Genomic DNA, 18,707 nt, shown 5'->3' with positions numbered 1-18,707 from the left:
AAATCGCCCCGGTATGCCCCTGTCTCGTCCGGCGGAGACCGGCCGTGGATCGCTTCGGGTTCCCGCCCTCGGTCGGTGAACCTATCCTCAACCGGTAGGCCGGCAGGCTCCGTCCGGATGGTGTGCCCACCGTGGCGGTGGTGCCGGTGGTGGTGGCAGGGTGCCGACACGACAGGTGAGGGGGGTGGGTCGGATGGATCTGCTGGCCGAGTATCGACGGGCGACCCGGTGCTTCGAAGCTGGGGACCCGTCCGAAGCGGCTCGGCTGCTCGAACCCATCCTCGCGGCCGAGCCCGGCAACACCGCCGTGCGTCAACTGCTGGCCCGGGCGTACTTCTCCTCGGCGCAGCTCAGCCGCGCCGAGGAGCAGCTACGCGAGCTGGTTGATCGGGACCCGAGTGACCACTACGCCCACCACGTGTTGGGTCGGACGCTGGAGCGGCTGAACCGGCCGGTCGACGCGCTGCGGCATCTGCGGATCGCGGCGGCGATGCACCACGGCAACGCGGACTATCAGGCGGCGTTGCGCCGGGTGCAGGCCCGGGTCGGTCGCTGACCCTTACCGGGCGGCCCCTCGCCCGCCCCGACACCTACGATGGTGCTGGCAGAGGAGTCGACATGGCGGAGGCCCGGCGGTGAAGCTGAAGCTGGACCTACACGACATCTACAACCGGGGCGCCGACATCGACCGGGCCCTGCGCGGCATCATTGATGAGGCGGTGGCGAAGAAGGCCACCCTGGTAGAGATCATTCCAGGCAAGGGGTCCGGCCAGCTCAAGAAGCGGGTGCTCCGGTTCCTTGATCAGAAGGACGTCAAGGCGCTCTACCATCGGGTGGAGAAGGACTCGAAGAACTTCGGCCGGCTATTCGTGCACTTCCGCTGGAAGTAGTGACGGAACGCTGCCCGGGGCGCTCTGCCTGATTGCCTTGCGGTGATCGTCGTAGGTGGGCCAGCCAGCCGTCGGCCCAGTCGAGATGCGGGCAGCACTTGTTCGCGCACCGGGGGCAGGTCCGCCCTTCCCAGTGGCTACGGATGATCATTTCGATTCCGCGAAACACCAGGTCCAGGTCCAGGTCTCCCGGCTCGAAGGCGCTGGTTGTGGGGTGGTCGGGTTCCGCCCGCTAGCACCAGTCGACAAACCTCTCCCTGAGGTCCGGCCTGGTGCCGTTGAGCCGGGATAGCTGATCAGATGCCTCGGCCAGGAGCTTGCCCTGGTGGGCCAGCAGGGCTGACCTCCTGCCGCGATACTCATCCAACAACGCGAGCCGGGCGGGCTGGCAGGGCCAGTCGGCGCCGCAGGCCCGGCACCGCCAGAGCGGGCGCATGGGGTCGTGTGCGCGGATCACGGTCGGCTCCCGCCCGCGTGGTGGTCACGTAGGCAGCGCTTGAGGTCACCACACTGGGGGCACCAACTGCCCGAACGGCTTTTGGTCACCAGGCCCAGGACCACGCCAACGGCGAGCCCAACGACGACGGCGATAGCAGCGACAACCATCGACGTCCCCTCAGTTTCGCCTGTCGGCGCTTCGGGCAGGCGGCTGGTGCGCGGTCACCAGCGGCCTCCGTTGGCTCGCCACTGCTGCGCCGGGGTGAGCCAACCGACGCGGCCTACCTGCGGGTTGGCGACGGTGGGCTGGGTCATCCACGTCGGCAGATTGACCGGCCGGACCGGGCTCGGTGCTGCCAGGCGGTACGGGGGGTTCGCGCCGCGCGGCCTGACCGTGCGGTGCGTTCCGGCCGCATGGTGCGGCGGTACCGGCGGATTGCTTTTCCGGCGGCTGAACCAGCGGACACGCATTTCGACCTCCTCTAAGAATGGGATGGCGTTGCACCCGGCGCGCTCCGCACCGGGACCGTTGCGGCACCCGAACCGTTATGGGGCGGACAAAGTGAGGCGAGGCCTGACCTGCGGAGGGTGTCCTCGGCCCGAGTCTGCGAGCGGTGTCGTCGGCGGAGCGGTAGCGAAGGGCCGGGTCCTCACCTCAGGCTTTCGAATACCACAGCGGCAACAACGAGCGTCACCACAAGCACCGCCGACAGCTTCTGCCGGTTCGTGGGTGGGTTTGGGCCCAGGGGCGACTCGCTCGCACCCAGTGGTCATCGGTCAGTGGGGCTGCTGCCGAGATCATCATCAGCATTGACGCTCCTAGAGTCCAAGTAGCTCCCGGCGGGGTGGACAGAGCATTACCCGGAGCAATCAAGGTCGCAACACTCCAAGCGAAATTCTCGCAGAAATATTTACACCGGCCCATAGGGTGTGCATCATGTGGATGAAGTGAGACGGATCGGCGGGCAAACTGAGACGTGAGGGATGGTGACGTGACGAGCGTCGGATCAAGCGTGCCAAGACGGGAACTCGGCCGGTATCTGAAACAGGCTCGCGAAGAGGCCGGATGGCCCCTTGAAACGGCTGCAAAACAGCTTGAATGGAGCAGGGCGCGCATGTATCGCATCGAAGGGGGGCAGACATCTGTCCGCACCCACGATGTCGAGCTGATGTGTCGCCTCTACGGCACCTCGGACGAAATCCGTCAGGTCCTGGTGGGACTGGCAGGTGAAAGCAAAGCGCGGGGGTGGTGGCAGGCATACGGGGATGCCATCCCCGACTGGTTTGAGCTGTACGTAGGCATGGAAGCAGCAGCCGATCGGCTACGCCAGTACGAACCGGCGCTCGTGCCGGGGCTACTCCAAACGCGGGAGTACGCGGAGCGCGTCCTACGTTCCAAGCCTGGCATCGAACCGGCGGAGGTGGCCCAAGCGGTATCGGTCCGGCTCGAACGACAGCAACTTTTGACGCGTGGGGTTCCCCGTGCACCGAAGCTCGACGTTGTGCTGGGTGAGGCCGTACTACGGCAGCGCGCGCCGGAGATGCCGGCGCAGCTTCAACACCTTGTAGACACCACGATGCGGGAGGGCGTCACGATTCGGGTAGTGCCGATTGTGACCGCCCCCCACCATGTGTCACTCGCTGGCGGATTCGTGATCGTGGACTTTCCGACGCGGGGCACACGCCCCGCCGAGCCAACGACCGTCTACTCTGAGTCGCTAACCGGGGCCCTGTACTTGGAGAAGGCCCGGGAGGTAGCCGCATACGCTGAGGCCTGGGTGGCGCTCGACGGGGTTGCACTAGACCCTATCCGCTCGGCAGACCTCATCAAGCAAGCACTCAAGGAGCATCAGTGAGCAATCTGATCGGTGCAAAGTGGCACAAGAGCAGCCGGAGCGGCAGCACCGGTGGCAACTGCGTCGAGGTTGCCAGCAACCTTCCCGGCGTCGTCGGCGTTCGCGACAGCAAGGACCCCACCGGACCGGCTCTGGTGTTCGGTCCGGAGGCGTGGCGGGCGTTTGTACAGCACGCCCGGCGCTGAGAAGCAAACGCTTAAGCCCCGGCGCGTCAAGGCCGGGGCTTGAGCTTTTCTGGGCCCTCAGGGTTTGCCCGCCGAAGAAACCGACAATGGCGTTCAAGCATCGATCGTGCTGGTGCCTGACCCGGTGGTTGCGCTGTGGTCGTGGGCGCCGGAACGCCCGCCAGCGACTTTAGGGCGGATGCGCGAAACCGCTGGTGGAAGTAGTGACGGAACAACTGAGTCGATCCGCCCCGGGGGGTCCGCTATCGTGCGCTCGTCCGACGCGTAATCCACGGGGGAGTCACGATGAAACTGAGCGGCGCACTGCTCGCGCTGGGTCTGACCGGTGGCCTGCTCCTTGCTGCCGGTTGCACTCGGGCGACGGAGCCCACGCGTACCGAGAGTCCGGCCCCGGCGGACACCGTCGCTCCGTCTCCAACACCGGATGTCCGCGGCGAGTTGGTCGCGGCGCTGCAGCGGTCTCAGGAGGCTGCCCACCGGTATGCGGTGCGCGGCAGCCTGCCCGAAGGGCGAAGCGTGGAGGGCAGCGGTGCCCTCGACCTGGATCAGCAGCGCTTCCGGGCCACGATCTCGGTCACCGGCGGGGAACACCCGTCGGGGGGGAGCCGGGTCGTCGTTGGCACCGACAGTTACCAGCGGCCGTCCGACGACGAGGAGTGGGTGCACGTCGATCTGAAGCGGGTGGAGCCGGACGATCTATTCGTGGGCTTCGACTGGGCCGACCCGACCGGAATGACGGCGTTCACCTCGTCGATCGTCTCGGCGCAGCGCACCGGCACCCACACCTACACCGGCCGGTTCGAGCCCAGTGGCAGAGGCATCAAGTCGTTCCTCCCCGTGGGTGCCCCGAGCATCGTCTCGATCGCCATGCCCCCGTCGCCCTTCACGATCACCACTGACGACCAGGGCTGGGTTACCTCGATCGAGGTGGAGCTGACCCCCGGCGACGGCCCGAAGGTGACGATGACCACCACGATGAGTGATCATGGGGAGCCGTTGGAGATCAACGCGCCCGCACGTTCCGTTGAGGCCGCTGACTTTTACTATCGCGAGTGACAGCGACTTGGCGGTTCGGTCCGTCCGGCCGAACCCCTCGACCACGGCAGGAAAGGCGCCGGTGCTCCCGGCCCGGCTGCCGCCGTCGGTCAACGTGGATTTCCCGGATGAGCCCGGCGCGCACTGGGAGGCGGTAGAACGGGGACATGAGGAAGGGTGGCCCGGGAGGCGGTCGAGAAGCGACGTCCGTCCCGTGACTGAGAACCTGTTCGACGAGGTCGGCACGCTCCTGCGTACGGCGGCCGACCAGGTTGTGCTGCCTCTGTTCCGCCGGCTGGACGAAGCCGATATCGAGGAGAAGGCCCCCGGTGACCTCGTTACCGTCGCCGACCGGCGGGCGGAGGAGCTGATCTCGGCGGGGCTGCGCCGGCTGCGGCCCGACTCGGTGGTGGTCGGCGAGGAGGCCGTCGCCGAGGACCCGGAGCTGCTACGGCACCTGGACCGGGCTGGTCCGGTGTGGCTGGTGGACCCGATCGACGGCACCAGTAACTTCGCTGCCGGTCGCCCGCCGTTCGTGTTGATGGTGGCCCTGCTGATCGACGGGGAACCGAGCGCCGCGTGGGTGTTCGACCCATTGGTCGGCACACTCGCTGCCACCCGCCCCGGAGCGGGGGCGTACGTGAACGGCCGTGCGGTGCGTACGGCCGGAGCGCCGGCTGACCTGGGCCGGCTACGGGGTGCGGCGATGTCTCGCTACCTGCCGGCGGCCCTGCGTCCGCGGGTGGAGGCGGCCGGTGCCCGGTTGGGCGAGCTCCTGCCCGGCCAGCACTGCGCCGGGCGGGAGTATCTGGATCTGCTCCTCGGGGTGCAGCAGTTCGTGCTCTACGGGCACACCCTGCCCTGGGACCACGTACCCGGCACCCATCTGGTCCGGGCCGCCGGTGGGGTCGCCCGGCGCTTCGACGGAGCTGATTACCACCCCGGGGTCGAGGGGCAGGGCCTGCTCGTCGCGGCGGATGAGCGGGTCTGGGCGGCGGTCCAGGAGGCGTTCTTCGGCGGATCGTGACGGTGTGCGCTACCCGCCGTCACGCTCCGATCGGTGTGTGATGACATGCGCTACCCAGCGTCAGCCCGCATCGCGCCAGCCGATTTTGAGGGGTCCTCACAGCCGCGCTCGGTCCGGTATTGTGGCCGACGGTCTCCGCCCGCTGGCCGCCGTGCGGCGCCGGTGGGACCGCCGACCAGCGGGTCGTGGGGGCTGACGGCAGCCGGGAAGGATCCACCGTGCGCATAGTTCTGCCCCGCGAGGGTTCCCGTCCGCTGACTGTCCTCGTGGCGGCGGCGGTGGCGGTGGCGGTGCTCCTCGGCGCCGTGCCGGCTCAGGCCGAGCCCAATGAGGGCGGCAGCGAGAAGTTGCGAGCTGCGCTGACGGCCGCCGCCAAAGCGCACATCGACGCCACCGCCGAGCTGAAGAACTCCAAGCGTCGGCAGAAGGAGCTGACCACGGAGCTGGAGGCGGTCGAGGTGCGGCTGACGGACCTGACCGCCCAGGTGGGCGAGGTGGCCGCGCAGTCGTACCGGTTGGGTCGAATCGGCCCGATGGCGACATTGTTGGAGAGCGCGTCGCCCGACGAGTTCCTGAATCGGGCGATGAATCTGGACGTGATGGCCCGGCGGGACGGCCGTCGGGTGCGCGAGCTGACCGAGGTCCGGGAGACGGCGGAGAACGCCAAGATCGCGATTGACTCCGAGATCCGCGAGCAGGAGAAGCAGCTCGACGTCTTGGCCAAGAACAAGAAGAAGGCGGAGGCGGCGCTTGCCGCGGTCAGCTCGGGTGGCGGCTCCGGGTTCGGTGGCGGTTCGGCCAGTGCCGCGTCGGCGCCCCGAAACTCGGACGGCTCCTGGCCGTCGGAGTCCTGCTCGGTCAACGACCCGACCACCTCAGGCTGTATCTCTCCGCGCACCCTACACATGCTCAAGCAGTCGCAGGCGAACGGTTTCAAACGGCACGTCTCCTGTTACCGCAGCGGTGGCAGTGGCGAGCACCCGAAGGGGAAGGCCTGTGACTTCTCCGCCGCCCCTGGTGGGTTCGAGGACGTCACGGCGACCGGCGGCGACAAGGCGTACGGTGACCAGCTGGCAACCTACCTGAAGAACAACGCGAGCCGACTCGGCGTGATGTACGTCATCTGGTATCGACAAATATGGATGCCTAATACCGGTTGGCGAGCATATAGCGGCGGCGGGAGCCCCGCCGCTGATCACACCAATCACGTTCATGTTTCGATGTACTGACTCGGCCGGCCAGCCTCGCTGCGTACTATCGCGCGGGTGAACTCTGCCTCGTCCCAGACTCCCGTCCGGTCGGCCCGACCCGGGTCGGCGACTGGTCCAGCCCTGCCCAAGGGGCTGGCCGCGTTTCTGGTCTTCTTCTCCAGCGGCGCGGTTCTGGTGCTGGAGACGGCCGCGTTGCGCCTGGTCGGTCCGTACGTCGGGGTGACCCTCCAGGTGACCAGCTCGGTGATCGGCATCGCGTTGGCCGCGATCGCGTACGGGGCGTGGGCCGGCGGGTGGCTGGCGGACCGCCGGGACCCGCGTACCCTGTTGGCCCCGGCGCTGGTGCTGGCCGGTATCGCCACCGCGGTGACCCTGCCGGCGGTCCGGTACGCCGGGGAGGTGCTGCGGGGCGGGGCGGCCTCCGCGATCCTGCTGCTCGTCGCGCTGGCTGTCTTCGTGCCGGCGATGCTGCTGTCGGCGGTCACCCCGATGGTGGTCAAACTCCAGCTGTCCGACCTGCGCCGTACCGGCCAGGTCGTCGGCCGGCTCTCCTCGATCGGCACCCTGGGTGCGGTCACCGCCACCCTGGTCACCGGCTTCGTGTTGGTGGCCGCACTGCCCAGCACGGTGATCCTGCTCGGCCTGGCGGTCTCCCTGGGACTGAGCGGGGTGATCCTCGGCGGGTGGCTCCGGCGGACGGCGGGCGAGCAGCTGACCGGCCCGGCCCGGGTGTCGGCCAGCCTGGCGGTGCTCGGCCTGCTCGGCGCCGGTCTGACCACGGTCGCCCCGAACCCGTGTGACATCGAGACGGCCTACCACTGCGCCCGCGTCGAGACCGACCCGGGCCGGGCGAGCGGGCGCACGCTGCTGCTCAACTCGGCCCGGCACTCGTACGTGGACCTGGCCGACCCGACCCACCTGGAGTTCGCGTACACCCGGTGGATCGGGGCGGTCGCCGATGTCATCGCCCCGGCGGGTCGTCGGCTGGACGCGCTGCACCTGGGCGGAGGTGGTTTCACCGTGCCGCGGTATCTGACCGCCACCCGTCCGGGCACCGAGAACGTGGTTTTCGAGATTGACGGCGGGCTGGTCGAGCTGGGCGAGGAGAAGCTCGGCGTGCGGCAGGGGCCGGAGCTGCGCGCGGAGGTGGGGGACGCCCGGATGTTGGTCGCGGCGGAGGCGGCGGAGAGCCAGGATCTGGTGGTGGGGGACGCGTTCGGGCATCTGGTGGTGCCGTGGCACCTCACCACCCGGGAGATGGCCGCCGAGGTCCGTCGGGTGATTCGTCCCGGCGGCGGGTACGTGCAGAACGTCATCGACTATCCGCCCCTGCGCTTCATCCGCAGTGAGGTCGCCACGGTCGCGGCCGAGTTCCGGCAGGTGGCCCTGATCGCTCCGCCGGCCGCGCTCGCCGGTGAGCAGGGCTCCAACTTTGTCATTGTCGCCTCGGACGCGCCGTTGCCGCTGGCCGCGGTCCGGGAGCGGCTGAACGAGGTTGACCCGGGCGCGGTCGTGTTGGACGGCGCGGCGCTGCAGGAGTTTGTCGGCGACGCCTTGGTGTTGACCGACGACTACGCCCCGGTGGACCAGCTACTCGCGACCGCGTGATCCCCGCCGGCTGGCCGGCTCGCCGCGGTCAGCTGAGCGCGGCGAACGACTGCACCTGCTCGATGCTGCCCTCCACGATCAGCATGCTGCCAGCGGCCAGTACGGTCTCGTCGGTGGCCGCCTGGAACCGATTCCCGGCCGGTTTCGCCGCCACCACCCGTACTCCGTGGCGGTCCTCCGGGTTCAGCTCGTGCAGCCGGCGGCCGGTGAGGCTCTCCGGGGTGCGGACCTTGGCGATCGCGAAGTCGTCGCCGAACTCCATGAAGTCCAGCATCCGGCTGACGATGAGATGGGCCAGCCGTTCGCCGGCCTCCGCCTCGGGGAAGATCACGTGGTGCGCACCGACCGAGGTGAGGATCTTCGCGTGCTCCGGCGAGCGGGCCCGCGCCCAGATCTGCGGTATCCCCAGGTCGACGAGGGCTAGGACGGACAGGATGCTCGCCTCCATCGAGGCGCCGATGGATACCACGGCGCGTTCGAGGTCCTCCGCGCCGAGCTGTCGCAGGGCCCCCTCTTCGGTGGCATCGGCCTGTGCCACCCGGTCGATTCGGTTGGCCCACCGCTGCACCCGCTCCGCATCATGGTCGATGGCGAGGACCGGATGGTCGAGTTGCACGAGCGTGTCGGCGACCTGGGAGCCGAAGCGTCCGAGCCCCACCACGATGACCCCGCTGTGTTTGTCTGCCCTAGCCGACAATGGGTTGCTCCTCCGGGTAGCGGTACAGCCGTCGTCGGGTGTTCAGCGCGAGTGCCGACCCCAGGGTCAGTGGCCCGACCCGGCCGATAAACATAAGGACAATAAGTACATATTGTCCACTGTCGGGCAGGTCGGGGGCGATACCCAGGGAGAGGCCCGCCGTGCTGAAGGCCGAGGTCACCTCGAAGAGCGCCACGTGGTGGGGCGTCCCCTCGGTCAGCAGGATCAACGTCACCGTGCCGACGACCACGATGGCCACGCCAAGCAACGCAACCGTGACCGCCTGCCGCTGGCTGGCCGTGGCGACCCGGCGGTGGCGGATGGTGACATCCGGCTCACCCCGCAGTTCGGCCCAGATCACGAAGGCGAGGAGGAAGAAGGTGCTGACCTTGATGCCGCCGGCGGTGCTGGCGCTCCCGCCGCCAATGAACATCAATGCGATGATCGCCGGGATGGCCTCCTCGCCGAGCGCCTCGATGTTGATCACGTTGAAGCCGCCGGTACGAAAGAACGCGTTCTGGGCGAACGCGGCGAGGAGCTTCTCCGGCCACGGGTAGATGCCCAGCGTGAATGGGTTGGACCACTCGGCGGCCAGGAGGGCGAGGAAGCCAACGACCAGCAGGGTCACGCCGCCCCAGATGGTGAGCTTGGTGGAGATCGACCAGTGCGCCGGGCGCCGCCGACCACGGACGGCCTCGAACAGGGCCGGGAAGCCGAGCCCGCCGAGCAGCGCCCCGAACGCCATCGGCAGGACGAGCCAGGCGTCGCCGGAGAGCCCGATCAGCCCGTCGCTGTAGAGGGTGAAGCCGCCGTTGTTGAAGGCCTGTACGGCGTGGAAGAGGCCGACCCAGAGCGCCTCGCCGAAGGGGTAGTCGTACCGACCCCACAGGCGCAGGGTCAGGATGACGGTGATGATCGCTTCGACGGTCAGTGAGATGGCGGCGATCCGAAACAGCAGCCGGCGGACGTCGCCGAGGCCGAACTGGGCGGTCTCGGCCTGCACGAGTAGCCGGTTACGCAGCCCGAGGCGGTGGGATACCACCAGGACGACCAGGGTGGCGCCGGTCACGATGCCGAGGCCGCCGATCTGGGTGAGGATGGTGATCACCGCCAGGCCGAAGTCGTTCCAGTAGTTCGGCGTGTCCACCACGGCCAGGCCGGTCACCGAGACCGCGGAGGCCGAGGTGAAGAGCGCGGTGACGAATGGCGTGTGCCGCTGCTGGCCGGTCGCCCACGGCAGCATCAGCGTGAGGGTGCCGATGAGGACCGTGGCGCCGAACCCGATCGGCACCAGCCGAACGGGACGCCGCAACAGCCATTGCACCCGACAATCTTCACTTTTCGCCGTCGATAGTGGGGTGGAAACGGCAGTCAGGAAGGCCAACCTGCGACGAGAAGCCGACTTTCTGTGAGCGTTCAGGTCAACCTGTGGGCGGCGGCCCCCGGGCGTGGTGCGTACCCCGCTAACCTCCTGAGCGACGGTGGCTTCGGAGGGGGATGGCGCATGGGCGAGCGGCTGGCCGTGGTCAGTGGCGGCGGCACCGGAATCGGCGCGGCCACCGCGGAGGCGCTCGCCGTGGACGGTTTCGACGTGCTCGTCGTGGGCCGGCGGGAGGAGACGCTGCGGGCCACCACGGCTCGACTCTCCTGGGATCTCGCCCGACCCGGTGCGGTGCGGGCGGTGGTGGCGGACCTGACCGACCCGCAGCAGGTTCCCCGGGTGGTCGAGGCGGTCGAAGGCCGAGCGGTGGACGCGGTCGTCAACAACGCCGGGGGCTACCTCGGTGGGGAGGCCGAAACGCTGGTCGGGATCGCCGAGCAGTGGCGGGCCAATCTCGAGGCGAACGTTCTCACCGCCGTCCTGCTCACCGAGGCGCTGCGGCCAGCGCTGCGCCGCCCCGGTGGCCGGGTGATTCTGGTCAGCTCGATCGCGGCGCAGCGGGGCGGAGGTGGGCCGTACTCGGCGGCGAAGGCCGCCCTGCACGGCTGGGCGTACGACTTGGCGGTGCGGCTCGGGCCGGAGCAGATCACCGTCAACGTGGTCAGCCCCGGGTACGTCGCGGACACCGAGTTCTTCGGTGGCCGGATGACCCCCGAGGGACACGCCCGGCGGGTTGCGGACACGCTGGTGGGGCGCGCCGGCACCCCGGACGACATCGCCGCGGCGGTCCGCTACCTCGCCGGCCCGTCCGCCGGCTACGTCACCGGGCAGGTCCTCGGCGTCAACGGCGGGTCGGTCCTGGGCCGGTGACGGCGGCGGACCCTCGCCGCCGTCCGCTCACTCGCCCAGGATCTCGTACGCCACATCCGGCGCCGGCGTCGCGTCGCCAGTGGGGGAAGCGATCGCCGGGGCGATGCCGTAGTCGTAGTAACGCACCAGGAACTCGGCGGCCGGCTGCTCGTCAACGGCGGGGATTTCCATCGTCAGCGTGTCGAGGTGTCCGTCGCTTCCGACCACCGCGGTGAACGGGATCGATGTGGCCTGTTCGCCCAACGCGGCGACATCCACCTCAGCCACCGCTTCGGCGATCTCCGGCCCAGCGGTCAGGTCGACCGTGCCGGTGTACGCGCCATCGGCCTGCTGCTGTACCGCATCGGCCGCCCGTATGATCACGCCGGCGTTGCCGATGTCGGCGCTGTCATACACCTGCGGGTTCGAGAGCTTGCTCTGGTCAAGCTCCATCCACTGGCGCGGCAACTCAAGTAGTTCGTTCAGCTCGGCCGCGTCCTCGAAGTGCACCCTCAACCAGGAGCGTTGGTCAACCACCCGGAAGGACATCGCCAGGCTGAAATCGGCCTTGTTCTCGGACTCGGACTCGGACTCGGACTCGGCCTCGGCTTCGTTCTCGGACTCGGCGTCGGCCGGGGCGATGTTCAGTTCCATCCCCTTGCCGGTCGGGTCGACGGCCCCGGTGATCCGCCTGCCGACGGCGTCTACGCCGGAGAAGCGGAACGCCGGTGTCTTCTCGCCCGGCACCGCAGCGAGCAGGGCGTCCTTCGGGGTGGGGGGCGGTGGCGGCTCGCTACTAACCAATCCGCACCCGGTCAGCAGAACACCGGCGGCCAGGACGGTGGCTGAGCCGACGGTGACCCGCCGGGCCAGGGGGGTGGCGCAGGTTCGCCGCGTCATGCGTGCTGCCTCTCCAGCTGAGGGGACTGCCACAGTCGATCCTCACATAGCCGGGTAGGCCGACGGCCGCCGGCCAGCGCGGGGGGCACTGGTAGAAATGCCGGATGAGCCAGGATCGAACGGCGGTACGCGAGCAGGCTGAGGCAGTCCTGCAGCGGTTGGCCGGAGCGCACGCCCGGCTCCGTGAGGACCAGTGGCGGGCGATTGAGGCGCTGGTGGTAGACCGACGGCGGGTGCTCTGCGTCCAGCGCACCGGTTGGGGTAAGTCGGCGGTCTACTTCGTCGCCACCGCGTTGCTGCGGACGGCCGGCGAGCACGGACCGACGGTGATCGTCTCCCCGTTGCTGGCGTTGATGCGCAACCAGGTCGACGCGGCCGCCCGGGCCGGGATCCGAGCCCGGACCATCAACTCCGCGAACCTCGACGAGTGGGACGAGATCACCGGGGAGATCCACGCGGGGGCGGTGGACGTGCTCCTGATCAGTCCGGAACGGCTGAATAACCCGGACTTCCGGGACGCCGTACTGCCGAAGCTGGCCGCCACCACCGGGCTGCTCGTGGTGGACGAGGCACACTGTGTCTCCGACTGGGGGCACGACTTCCGCCCCGACTATCGCCGGCTGCGTACGTTCCTCGGTAACCTGCCGGCCGGTACGCCGGTGCTCGCCACCACGGCAACCGCCAACGCCCGGGTCACCCAGGATGTCGCCGAGCAGCTCGGTGCGGCGTCCCGGCCCGGTGCGGCGTCTGGGCCCGATGCGCAGCCCGAGACCCTGGTGCTGCGGGGCAGCCTGGACCGGGAGTCACTGCGACTCGGTGTGGTTGACCTGCCCGGCCCGGCGCACCGGCTGGCCTGGCTCGCCGACCACCTGGATGAACTCCCCGGCTCTGGCATCATCTACACGCTGACGGTGGCCGCGGCGGCGGAGACCGCCGAGTTCCTCCGGTCCCGGGGCTACTCCGTGGCCTCGTACACCGGCCAGGCCGACGACGCGGATCGCCGCGCCGCCGAGCAGGATCTTCTCGACAACAAGATCAAGGCGCTGGTGGCAACGAGCGCGCTCGGTATGGGTTTCGACAAGCCCGACCTCGGGTTCGTGGTACACCTCGGCGCGCCACCGTCGCCGATCGCGTACTACCAGCAGGTCGGCCGGGCCGGCCGCGCCGTCGCCCACGCCGAGGTGCTGCTGCTGCCCGGTGGTGCCGAGGACGCCGCGATCTGGCGATACTTCGCCGCGCTGGCCTTCCCGCCAGAGGATCAGGTGCGGTCGGTGTTGGCCGCCCTGTCCACCGACCGTCCCCGCTCCACGCCGGCGCTTGAGCCGATCGTGGACCTGCGTCGTACCCGGTTGGAGCTGATGCTCAAGGTTCTGGACGTTGACGGTGCGGTCCGCCGGGTACGCGGTGGCTGGATCGCCACCGGCGAACCCTGGACCTACGACGAGGCCCGGTTGCGTCGGGTCGCCGCGGCCCGCACCGCCGAGCAGGCGGCGATGCGGGAGTACAAGACCACCGCCGGCTGCCGTCTTCGCTATCTGCGGGAGTGCCTGGACGACGCGGGGGCAACCGACTGTGGGCGATGCGATCGATGTGCCGCACCGACCTTCGCCGCGGAGCTGTCCGAGGACACCCTACGGGTGGCCGAGGCCTTCCTCGGTCGCTCCGGTGTCGGGATCGCCCCCAAAAAGCTCTGGCCGACCGGCCTGGCCGCGGTGGATGTCCCGCTCCGGGGGCGGATCGCCCTCCCGGAGCAGGCGCTGCCAGGTCGGGCCGTCGGGCGCCTGACCGACCTCGGCTGGGGCGGGCGGTTGCGCGAACTCGTCGGGCCGGACACGGCCGACGTGGAGGCGCCCGACGACGTGGTCGCCGCCGTGGTGGAGGTGCTCCGGGAATGGGCGCATGGGACCGACCCCTGGCCGCGTCGCCCCGTCGGGGTGGTCGCGGTCGGCTCCCGTCACACGCGACTGGTCGCCTCGCTCGCCGGGCGGATCGCCGCGGTGGGGCGAATGCCACTGCTCGGCACCGTCGCGGTGGCCGCCGGGGGCGGCGCACGCGGCAACAGCGCCCAACGGGTACGCGCCCTGTACGACTCGGTGACCCTGTCGTCGGAGCTGACCGGTGCCCTGGCCGGACTGGCCGGGCCGGTGCTGCTCGTTGACGATTTCGTCGACTCGGGGTGGACCATGACGATGGTGGCCCGGGAGCTGCGTCGGGCGGGAGCGCCCGAGGTGCTTCCGCTCGCCCTGGCGGTCGCCGGTTGACAGCTCAGTCCGGTTGGTGGATCGGCCGCTGGGCCAGGTAGCGAAGCAGGTCCCGGATGTGGTGTTTCTCCTCGACCGACACCGCCGGGTCGGCGAGGCGCTCAAGGATCGCCCGGATATCCGCCTCGAGGGGGCCGTCGTTGTCGCACCGAGGCGTGGGGCCGGCCTCCGGCAGGCCGAGAGCGCGGAAGGCGGCGGCGACGGGTAGGCCGAGCGCGACGCAGAAGCCCTGCACCTTGGCCAACTCGGGGTAGTCGTGCCAGTCACCGGCGAGCCAGCGGAAGACGGTGGAACGGCCGATCCCGGTCTGGGTCGCCAGGTCGGTCACCGTCCAGCCGCGCTCGGCGCGGGCATTGTCGATGGCGCGCCGGACGAAGCGGGCGAATGCTACCTGTGCGGTTCCCTTTCCCGAAACCATCCCAGCTGATCTTCCTCCCCTCGGCCTGGTGCGGCCTTCGCGTCATCGAGAATCGACACTCGACGGTGCGTGGTTCGAGGGTAGTACGGCGGCCGCGGTTGGGGACTGGCCACTGTGGATGAAGTCAGCCGGTCGGGTCGGTGGTGCGTACCTGGCGGCTGGTCGTACTGGTTGCCGTCGCGCCAGCCGGCTCGCCGAGCAGGGTCGCTAGCCGCGGCGTGACCCGCCAACCGTCGACCAGGTTCCGGTACTGCGACCAGTGCTCACCAGTCGGGGGCGCCCCGGTGTGGCGGGCTCGGATGAGTAGGTTGCGCGGCGTGTGGCGGGAGTCGACGAACTCGATCACCTCGGCCCGGTAGCCGTGCAGCCGTAACAGCCCGGCCCGGACCGCGTCGGTGAGCACGTCGGCGAAGCGCTCGCGGAGGATGCCCTGCCGGGTCAACAGCTCGTACGGGGGTGGAGTGGGATCGGAGCGAAGCTGGGCGGCGAGGTCGTGATGGCAACAGGGAGCCGCGAGCACCCAGCGGGACCCCCACCGCACCGCCCGCGCGAGCGCCTCGTCGGTGGCGGTGTCGCAGGCGTGCAGGGCCAGCACCAGATCGGGGTCGGGCCCAACGGCCGCGTCGGTGATCGTTCCCGCCACGAAACGCACCTGATCGGCCCAACCCAGCCGCCGGGCCAGCTCGGTGTTGCGTTGGCGCTGGTCCTCGCGGATGTCCACGCCGACCAGGTGGACATCGATGCCCTGTTGGGTCAACCAGCGGTACGCGGCGAAGGTCAGGTAGGCGTTTCCGCAGCCCAGATCGGCGACGCGCAGTGGGCCGCGGAGCCCGTCCGGGAGCGTCGCGGCGAGCGCGCGCAGAAAGGCGTCCACCTGCCGCCGCTTGGCCGCCGACCCACCGATCACGGTGAAGATCGGGTCACCGGGATCGAGTAGGTGGGCCTTCGTCCGGTCGTGCCCGACCGGCTCGGCTACCGGCGGGGCCGCCGTGCGGTGAACCTGTGCCGCACCGGACTTTGTGACTCGGAGCTGCAGGGTCGTCGTTGCGGTTTCGACGTGCCAGTTGCCGAAGGGTTCGGCCAGCAACGCGTCCACCGCCGCCTCCGCTTCCGCGCCTCGGGCGAGGTTGCGGGTAAGGGGCGCACTCCCGTTCGCGGTGATGACCTGCAGGCGGGGTCCGGACCTGAGGGTGACCGGCCGTAGCTCCGCACGGTGTACCGACGGGCGAAGCCCCCGGCGATGCCCGGCGGCCACCGCCCGGTTGAGCCCGGCGCCGAGCAGCAGGGTCCGCACTTCGGCGAGCGCGGCGGGCAGGGGTTCCGGCATGGTGTCATCCTCCGGGGTGGGCGGGGTGGGCGCTCAGTTGGCTGAGCGCGCGACGTCCCCCGCTGGTGTCAGCGAGGGACGTCGGCAGTGGCGCGGCATGCTCAGTCGGCGGTTGGCTCGACCACCGTGCCGGTGTTGGTTGTCTTGGCCGCCGTGCCGGTGTTGGTCTTGGCCGCCGTGCTGGTGTCGGAGCCACCGCCGCGGCGCCGCCGACGACGTCGTGGCTTCGGCGCCGCACTGCCCGACGAGTCGGCGGTGGCCGCTTCGCTGGTCTCGGCGGCCGGCACCGCGGGCTCGCCCGGGGTGACCACCTCGCCGTCCCGGCGGCGGCGCCGCCGGCGGGGGGTGCGCTCCGCGGCCTCGCCCGGCTCGGTGGTGGTACCAGCGCCAGCACCGGCGTCGCCGCCGCGGCCCCGGCGGCGATCCCGGCCGGTGCCCCGGCGGGTTCCGCGACCGTCGCCGCGGCGGGACCGTCCGCCGAGGTCCTCCTCGGCCTCGGCGGAGAGCCCGGCCCGGGTTCGCGCGCCGGTGGGCAGAGTGCCGGTGACCTCTGGGGAGATGTCCAGCTCGGCGTAGAGATGCGGGGAGGTGTGGTAGGTCTCTGGCGGCTCCGGCATCTCCAGGCCGAGGGTCTTGTCGATGATTCGCCAGCGGGGCATGTCGTCCCAGTCGACGAAGGTCACCGCGACGCCGCTCGCCCCCGCCCGGCCGGTCCGGCCGATCCGGTGGGTGTACGTGTCCTGGTCTTCCGGGCAGTCGTAGTTGAGGACGTGCGTAACGCCGCTGACATCAATGCCCCGGGCGGCCACGTCGGTGGCGACCAGGGTGTCGATCTTGCCGGTGCGGAAGGCGCGCAGTGCCCGCTCTCGGGCGCCCTGGCCGAGGTCGCCATGGACGGCAGCCACGGCGAAGCCACGGAAGTCCAGATCCGCCGCGACCCGGTCGGCCGCACGCTTGGTCCGGGTGAAGATCATGGTCAGCCCGCGCCCCTTGGCCTGGAGGATCCGCGCCACAATCTCGATCTTGTTGAGGGAGTGGGTGCGGTAGGCCAGCTGTTGGGTCTGCGGTGAAGGGCCGGTCTCGGCGGTGTGCCCGGCGTGAATCGTCATCGGTCGGCGCAGGAAGCGCCGGGACAGTGCGACGATCGGGTCCGGCATCGTGGCCGAGAAGAGCATCGTCTGCCGCTCTTCCGGCAGCATCGCCAGGATCTTCTCGACATCGTCGAGGAAGCCCAGGTCCAGCATCCGGTCGGCCTCGTCCAGGACGAGCGCGCGGACCCGGTCCAGCTGCAGCTGCTTCTGCTTGGCCAGGTCGAGCAGGCGGCCGGGGGTGCCGACCAGGATCTCCACACCCGTGCGGAGCGCCTCGATCTGCGGTTCGTACGCCACCCCGCCGTAGATCGGCAGCACCCGGACACCACGGGTACTGCCCGCGGCCTTGAGGTCCTTGGCGACCTGGATGCCCAGCTCGCGGGTGGGTACGACGACCAGCGCCTGTGGGGTGCCGTCGCCGCCCTCGGCGGGCGCGAAGACCCGCTCCAGCAGCGGCACGCCGAAGCCGAGGGTCTTGCCGGTGCCGGTCGGGGCCTGGCCGATCAGGTCGACGCCGCGCAGCGCGATCGGCAGCGCGTACTCCTGGATGGCGAAGGCCCGGGTGATCCCGGCGGCCTTCAGCGCGTCAACGGTCTCTTGCCGGGCGCCCAACTCGGCGAAGGTGGGCGCTTCCGGGCGTACCGGTGCGGTGGCGGCGAGTTCGGTGCCGTCCATGAGGTTGTGGGTGAGTTCGCTCATCTCGATTCGGGGGTGCCCTCTCGTGGGTGCGCCCCGTTGAGTCCTCGAGGCGCGGACGGTGTGGCGCGGGCCACACGGTCGGGTGGCGAAATCGCCGAGCCGGACCGGGCCGCACGCGCGCCGCGGGCCGGCTGCGACCAGATCGAAACGGGAACTAATCGATCGTTGGACCAGATCGATTGTTGGACCAGATCGAGATCGAACGTCGGTCGGTGCCCACGGCAACTGTTCTATTCTACCTGAACCTCCCCGGCGCTGTTTAGATTCCGGCAGGTGGAGCCGGGAAAGGCCGGGGCGAGCCGACATCGAGCAGCAGGTGGCCGGCCCGCCGTGCACCGAGCGGCCCTCGGGTGGATCGAGGCCCCTTGCCGGGTAGCCACGACTGCCGGATGGTCACGACTGTGGGGGTGGTCACGGCCGAGGGTGGCCACGGTTGGGCGAGGCGGCACCAGTCGTCCCGCTGGCCCCGGGCGGATCGAGGGTTTCCCAGGGCTGGCTCGCCGCTATCCAGCGCCCTGCGCGCGATGTATGGCATCGCGTGCCGCCGGCCGGGCACACGTACGCCACGGCAAGTGCCTCGGCACCTGCCGTGGCAGGACTCTGGTCAGCGAACGGTGAACCCGACTGCCCGGGCGGACGCCTCGGCGATCTCGACGTAGGCGACCTTGTCGACCGGGACGATGACCCGTCGCCCCTTCTCGTCGGTGAGGGAGAGGGTGCCGCCGTCGCCGGCGATGGCGTCGGTCACGATCCGCTCGATCTCGGCCGGCGACTGTGCGCTCTCCAGAACCAGCTCGCGCGGCGCGTACTGCACGCCGATCTTGACCTCCACTG

17 protein-coding genes and 1 pseudogene are annotated in these 18,707 nt (G+C 70.0%); 10 read left to right on the top strand and 8 right to left on the bottom strand.

Translation table 11 applies throughout. The annotated features are described in order from the left end of the window. Positions 1-193 precede the first annotated feature (193 nt). Positions 194-556, top strand: a complete 363-nt coding sequence (locus tag SALPAC3_RS0112230; protein ID WP_018811550.1) for a tetratricopeptide repeat protein — start codon at positions 194-196, stop codon at positions 554-556. Between the two features lie 79 nt (positions 557-635). After that, a complete protein-coding gene (locus tag SALPAC3_RS0112225; RefSeq protein ID WP_018221520.1) occupies positions 636-890 on the top strand; it encodes a Smr/MutS family protein in 255 nt (84 codons plus the stop codon). Positions 891-924: 34 nt separating this feature from the next. Here SALPAC3_RS0112225 and SALPAC3_RS27080 read toward each other — a convergent pair. Continuing rightward, positions 925-1,326, bottom strand: a pseudogene (locus tag SALPAC3_RS27080) (flavin reductase); the annotation flags it as partial. Between the two features lie 994 nt (positions 1,327-2,320). On the opposite strand from SALPAC3_RS27080, the gene SALPAC3_RS0112215 reads away from it, so the two are divergent. The 6 genes from SALPAC3_RS0112215 to SALPAC3_RS0112190 all read left to right on the top strand — a co-directional run bounded on the left by SALPAC3_RS0112215 (position 2,321) and on the right by SALPAC3_RS0112190 (position 8,250). Next, positions 2,321-3,184 carry a helix-turn-helix domain-containing protein gene (locus SALPAC3_RS0112215; protein WP_080635258.1) on the top strand — a complete coding sequence of 288 codons (864 nt, stop codon included), beginning with the start codon at positions 2,321-2,323 and terminating at the stop codon, positions 3,182-3,184. After that, positions 3,181-3,369, top strand: a complete 189-nt coding sequence (locus SALPAC3_RS0112210; RefSeq protein ID WP_018221516.1) for a DUF397 domain-containing protein — start codon at positions 3,181-3,183, stop codon at positions 3,367-3,369. Before SALPAC3_RS0112215 ends, SALPAC3_RS0112210 begins: the two co-directional genes overlap by 4 nt. A gap of 285 nt (positions 3,370-3,654) precedes the next feature. Then, positions 3,655-4,425, top strand: coding sequence for a hypothetical protein (locus SALPAC3_RS0112205; RefSeq protein ID WP_018221515.1), 771 nt, complete (start codon positions 3,655-3,657; stop codon positions 4,423-4,425). A gap of 193 nt (positions 4,426-4,618) precedes the next feature. Continuing rightward, a complete protein-coding gene (locus SALPAC3_RS0112200) occupies positions 4,619-5,431 on the top strand; it encodes an inositol monophosphatase family protein (protein ID WP_018221514.1) in 813 nt (270 codons plus the stop codon). A gap of 218 nt (positions 5,432-5,649) precedes the next feature. Continuing rightward, positions 5,650-6,660, top strand: a complete 1,011-nt coding sequence (locus tag SALPAC3_RS0112195; RefSeq protein WP_018221513.1) for a coiled-coil domain-containing protein — start codon at positions 5,650-5,652, stop codon at positions 6,658-6,660. 36 nt (positions 6,661-6,696) lie between these two features. Then, positions 6,697-8,250, top strand: a complete 1,554-nt coding sequence (locus tag SALPAC3_RS0112190; RefSeq protein WP_018221512.1) for a fused MFS/spermidine synthase — start codon at positions 6,697-6,699, stop codon at positions 8,248-8,250. A gap of 28 nt (positions 8,251-8,278) precedes the next feature. On the opposite strand, the gene SALPAC3_RS0112185 is transcribed toward SALPAC3_RS0112190, so the two are convergent. Together SALPAC3_RS0112185 and SALPAC3_RS0112180 are read right to left on the bottom strand one after the other, a co-directional pair. After that, positions 8,279-8,947, bottom strand: coding sequence for a potassium channel family protein (locus tag SALPAC3_RS0112185; protein ID WP_026185491.1), 669 nt, complete (start codon positions 8,945-8,947; stop codon positions 8,279-8,281). Next, positions 8,937-10,271 carry a TrkH family potassium uptake protein gene (locus SALPAC3_RS0112180; RefSeq protein WP_018221510.1) on the bottom strand — a complete coding sequence of 445 codons (1,335 nt, stop codon included), beginning with the start codon at positions 10,269-10,271 and terminating at the stop codon, positions 8,937-8,939. Before SALPAC3_RS0112180 ends, SALPAC3_RS0112185 begins: the two co-directional genes overlap by 11 nt. A gap of 180 nt (positions 10,272-10,451) precedes the next feature. Between SALPAC3_RS0112180 and SALPAC3_RS0112170 the strand changes: the two genes are divergently transcribed. Beyond that, positions 10,452-11,198 carry an SDR family NAD(P)-dependent oxidoreductase gene (locus tag SALPAC3_RS0112170; RefSeq protein ID WP_018221509.1) on the top strand — a complete coding sequence of 249 codons (747 nt, stop codon included), beginning with the start codon at positions 10,452-10,454 and terminating at the stop codon, positions 11,196-11,198. Positions 11,199-11,225: 27 nt separating this feature from the next. Here SALPAC3_RS0112170 and SALPAC3_RS0112165 read toward each other — a convergent pair whose 3' ends face one another. Continuing rightward, complete coding sequence (locus SALPAC3_RS0112165) at positions 11,226-12,077, bottom strand: hypothetical protein (protein WP_018221508.1); 852 nt, start codon at positions 12,075-12,077, stop codon at positions 11,226-11,228. A 104-nt stretch (positions 12,078-12,181) separates the two neighbouring features. Here SALPAC3_RS0112165 and SALPAC3_RS0112160 point away from each other — a divergent pair, with 104 nt between their 5' ends. Next, positions 12,182-14,338, top strand: a complete 2,157-nt coding sequence (locus SALPAC3_RS0112160) for a DEAD/DEAH box helicase (protein WP_018221507.1) — start codon at positions 12,182-12,184, stop codon at positions 14,336-14,338. A 4-nt stretch (positions 14,339-14,342) separates the two neighbouring features. Here SALPAC3_RS0112160 and SALPAC3_RS0112155 read toward each other — a convergent pair whose 3' ends face one another. The 4 genes from SALPAC3_RS0112155 to SALPAC3_RS0112140 all read right to left on the bottom strand — a co-directional run bounded on the left by SALPAC3_RS0112155 (position 14,343) and on the right by SALPAC3_RS0112140 (position 18,705). Beyond that, complete coding sequence (locus tag SALPAC3_RS0112155) at positions 14,343-14,756, bottom strand: helix-turn-helix domain-containing protein (protein ID WP_018221506.1); 414 nt, start codon at positions 14,754-14,756, stop codon at positions 14,343-14,345. A gap of 124 nt (positions 14,757-14,880) precedes the next feature. Next, positions 14,881-16,083 (bottom strand): class I SAM-dependent methyltransferase, encoded by a 1,203-nt coding sequence (locus SALPAC3_RS0112150; protein WP_018221505.1) that lies wholly within the window; start codon positions 16,081-16,083, stop codon positions 14,881-14,883. A 101-nt stretch (positions 16,084-16,184) separates the two neighbouring features. Then, on the bottom strand, positions 16,185-17,873 hold the full coding sequence (locus tag SALPAC3_RS0112145; RefSeq protein WP_018221504.1) for a DEAD/DEAH box helicase: 1,689 nt from the start codon (positions 17,871-17,873) through the stop codon (positions 16,185-16,187). 604 nt (positions 17,874-18,477) lie between these two features. Continuing rightward, complete coding sequence (locus SALPAC3_RS0112140) at positions 18,478-18,705, bottom strand: DUF3107 domain-containing protein (RefSeq protein ID WP_018221503.1); 228 nt, start codon at positions 18,703-18,705, stop codon at positions 18,478-18,480. Between the last annotated feature and the right edge of the window lie 2 nt (positions 18,706-18,707).

Source organism: Salinispora pacifica DSM 45544 (genome assembly GCF_000378845.1).
In the GTDB taxonomy this organism is placed as follows: domain Bacteria; phylum Actinomycetota; class Actinomycetes; order Mycobacteriales; family Micromonosporaceae; genus Micromonospora; species Micromonospora pacifica.
The sequence above is the reverse complement of the archived record's forward strand: the minus strand, read 5'-3'. Positions and strand labels throughout refer to the sequence as shown.

Excerpts from the sequence above, each read along its gene's own strand:
- SALPAC3_RS0112230 (WP_018811550.1), top strand. The coding sequence starts at position 194 with ATGGATCTGCTGGCCGAGTATCGACGGGCGACCCGGTGCTTCGAAGCT.
- SALPAC3_RS0112205 (WP_018221515.1), top strand. The coding sequence starts at position 3,655 with ATGAAACTGAGCGGCGCACTGCTCGCGCTGGGTCTGACCGGTGGCCTG.
- SALPAC3_RS0112170 (WP_018221509.1), top strand. The coding sequence starts at position 10,452 with ATGGGCGAGCGGCTGGCCGTGGTCAGTGGCGGCGGCACCGGAATCGGC.
- SALPAC3_RS0112165 (WP_018221508.1), bottom strand. The coding sequence starts at position 12,077 with ATGACGCGGCGAACCTGCGCCACCCCCCTGGCCCGGCGGGTCACCGTC.
- SALPAC3_RS0112160 (WP_018221507.1), top strand. The coding sequence starts at position 12,182 with ATGAGCCAGGATCGAACGGCGGTACGCGAGCAGGCTGAGGCAGTCCTG.
- SALPAC3_RS0112155 (WP_018221506.1), bottom strand. The coding sequence starts at position 14,756 with ATGGTTTCGGGAAAGGGAACCGCACAGGTAGCATTCGCCCGCTTCGTC.
- SALPAC3_RS0112150 (WP_018221505.1), bottom strand. The coding sequence starts at position 16,083 with ATGCCGGAACCCCTGCCCGCCGCGCTCGCCGAAGTGCGGACCCTGCTG.
- SALPAC3_RS0112145 (WP_018221504.1), bottom strand. The coding sequence starts at position 17,873 with ATGAGCGAACTCACCCACAACCTCATGGACGGCACCGAACTCGCCGCC.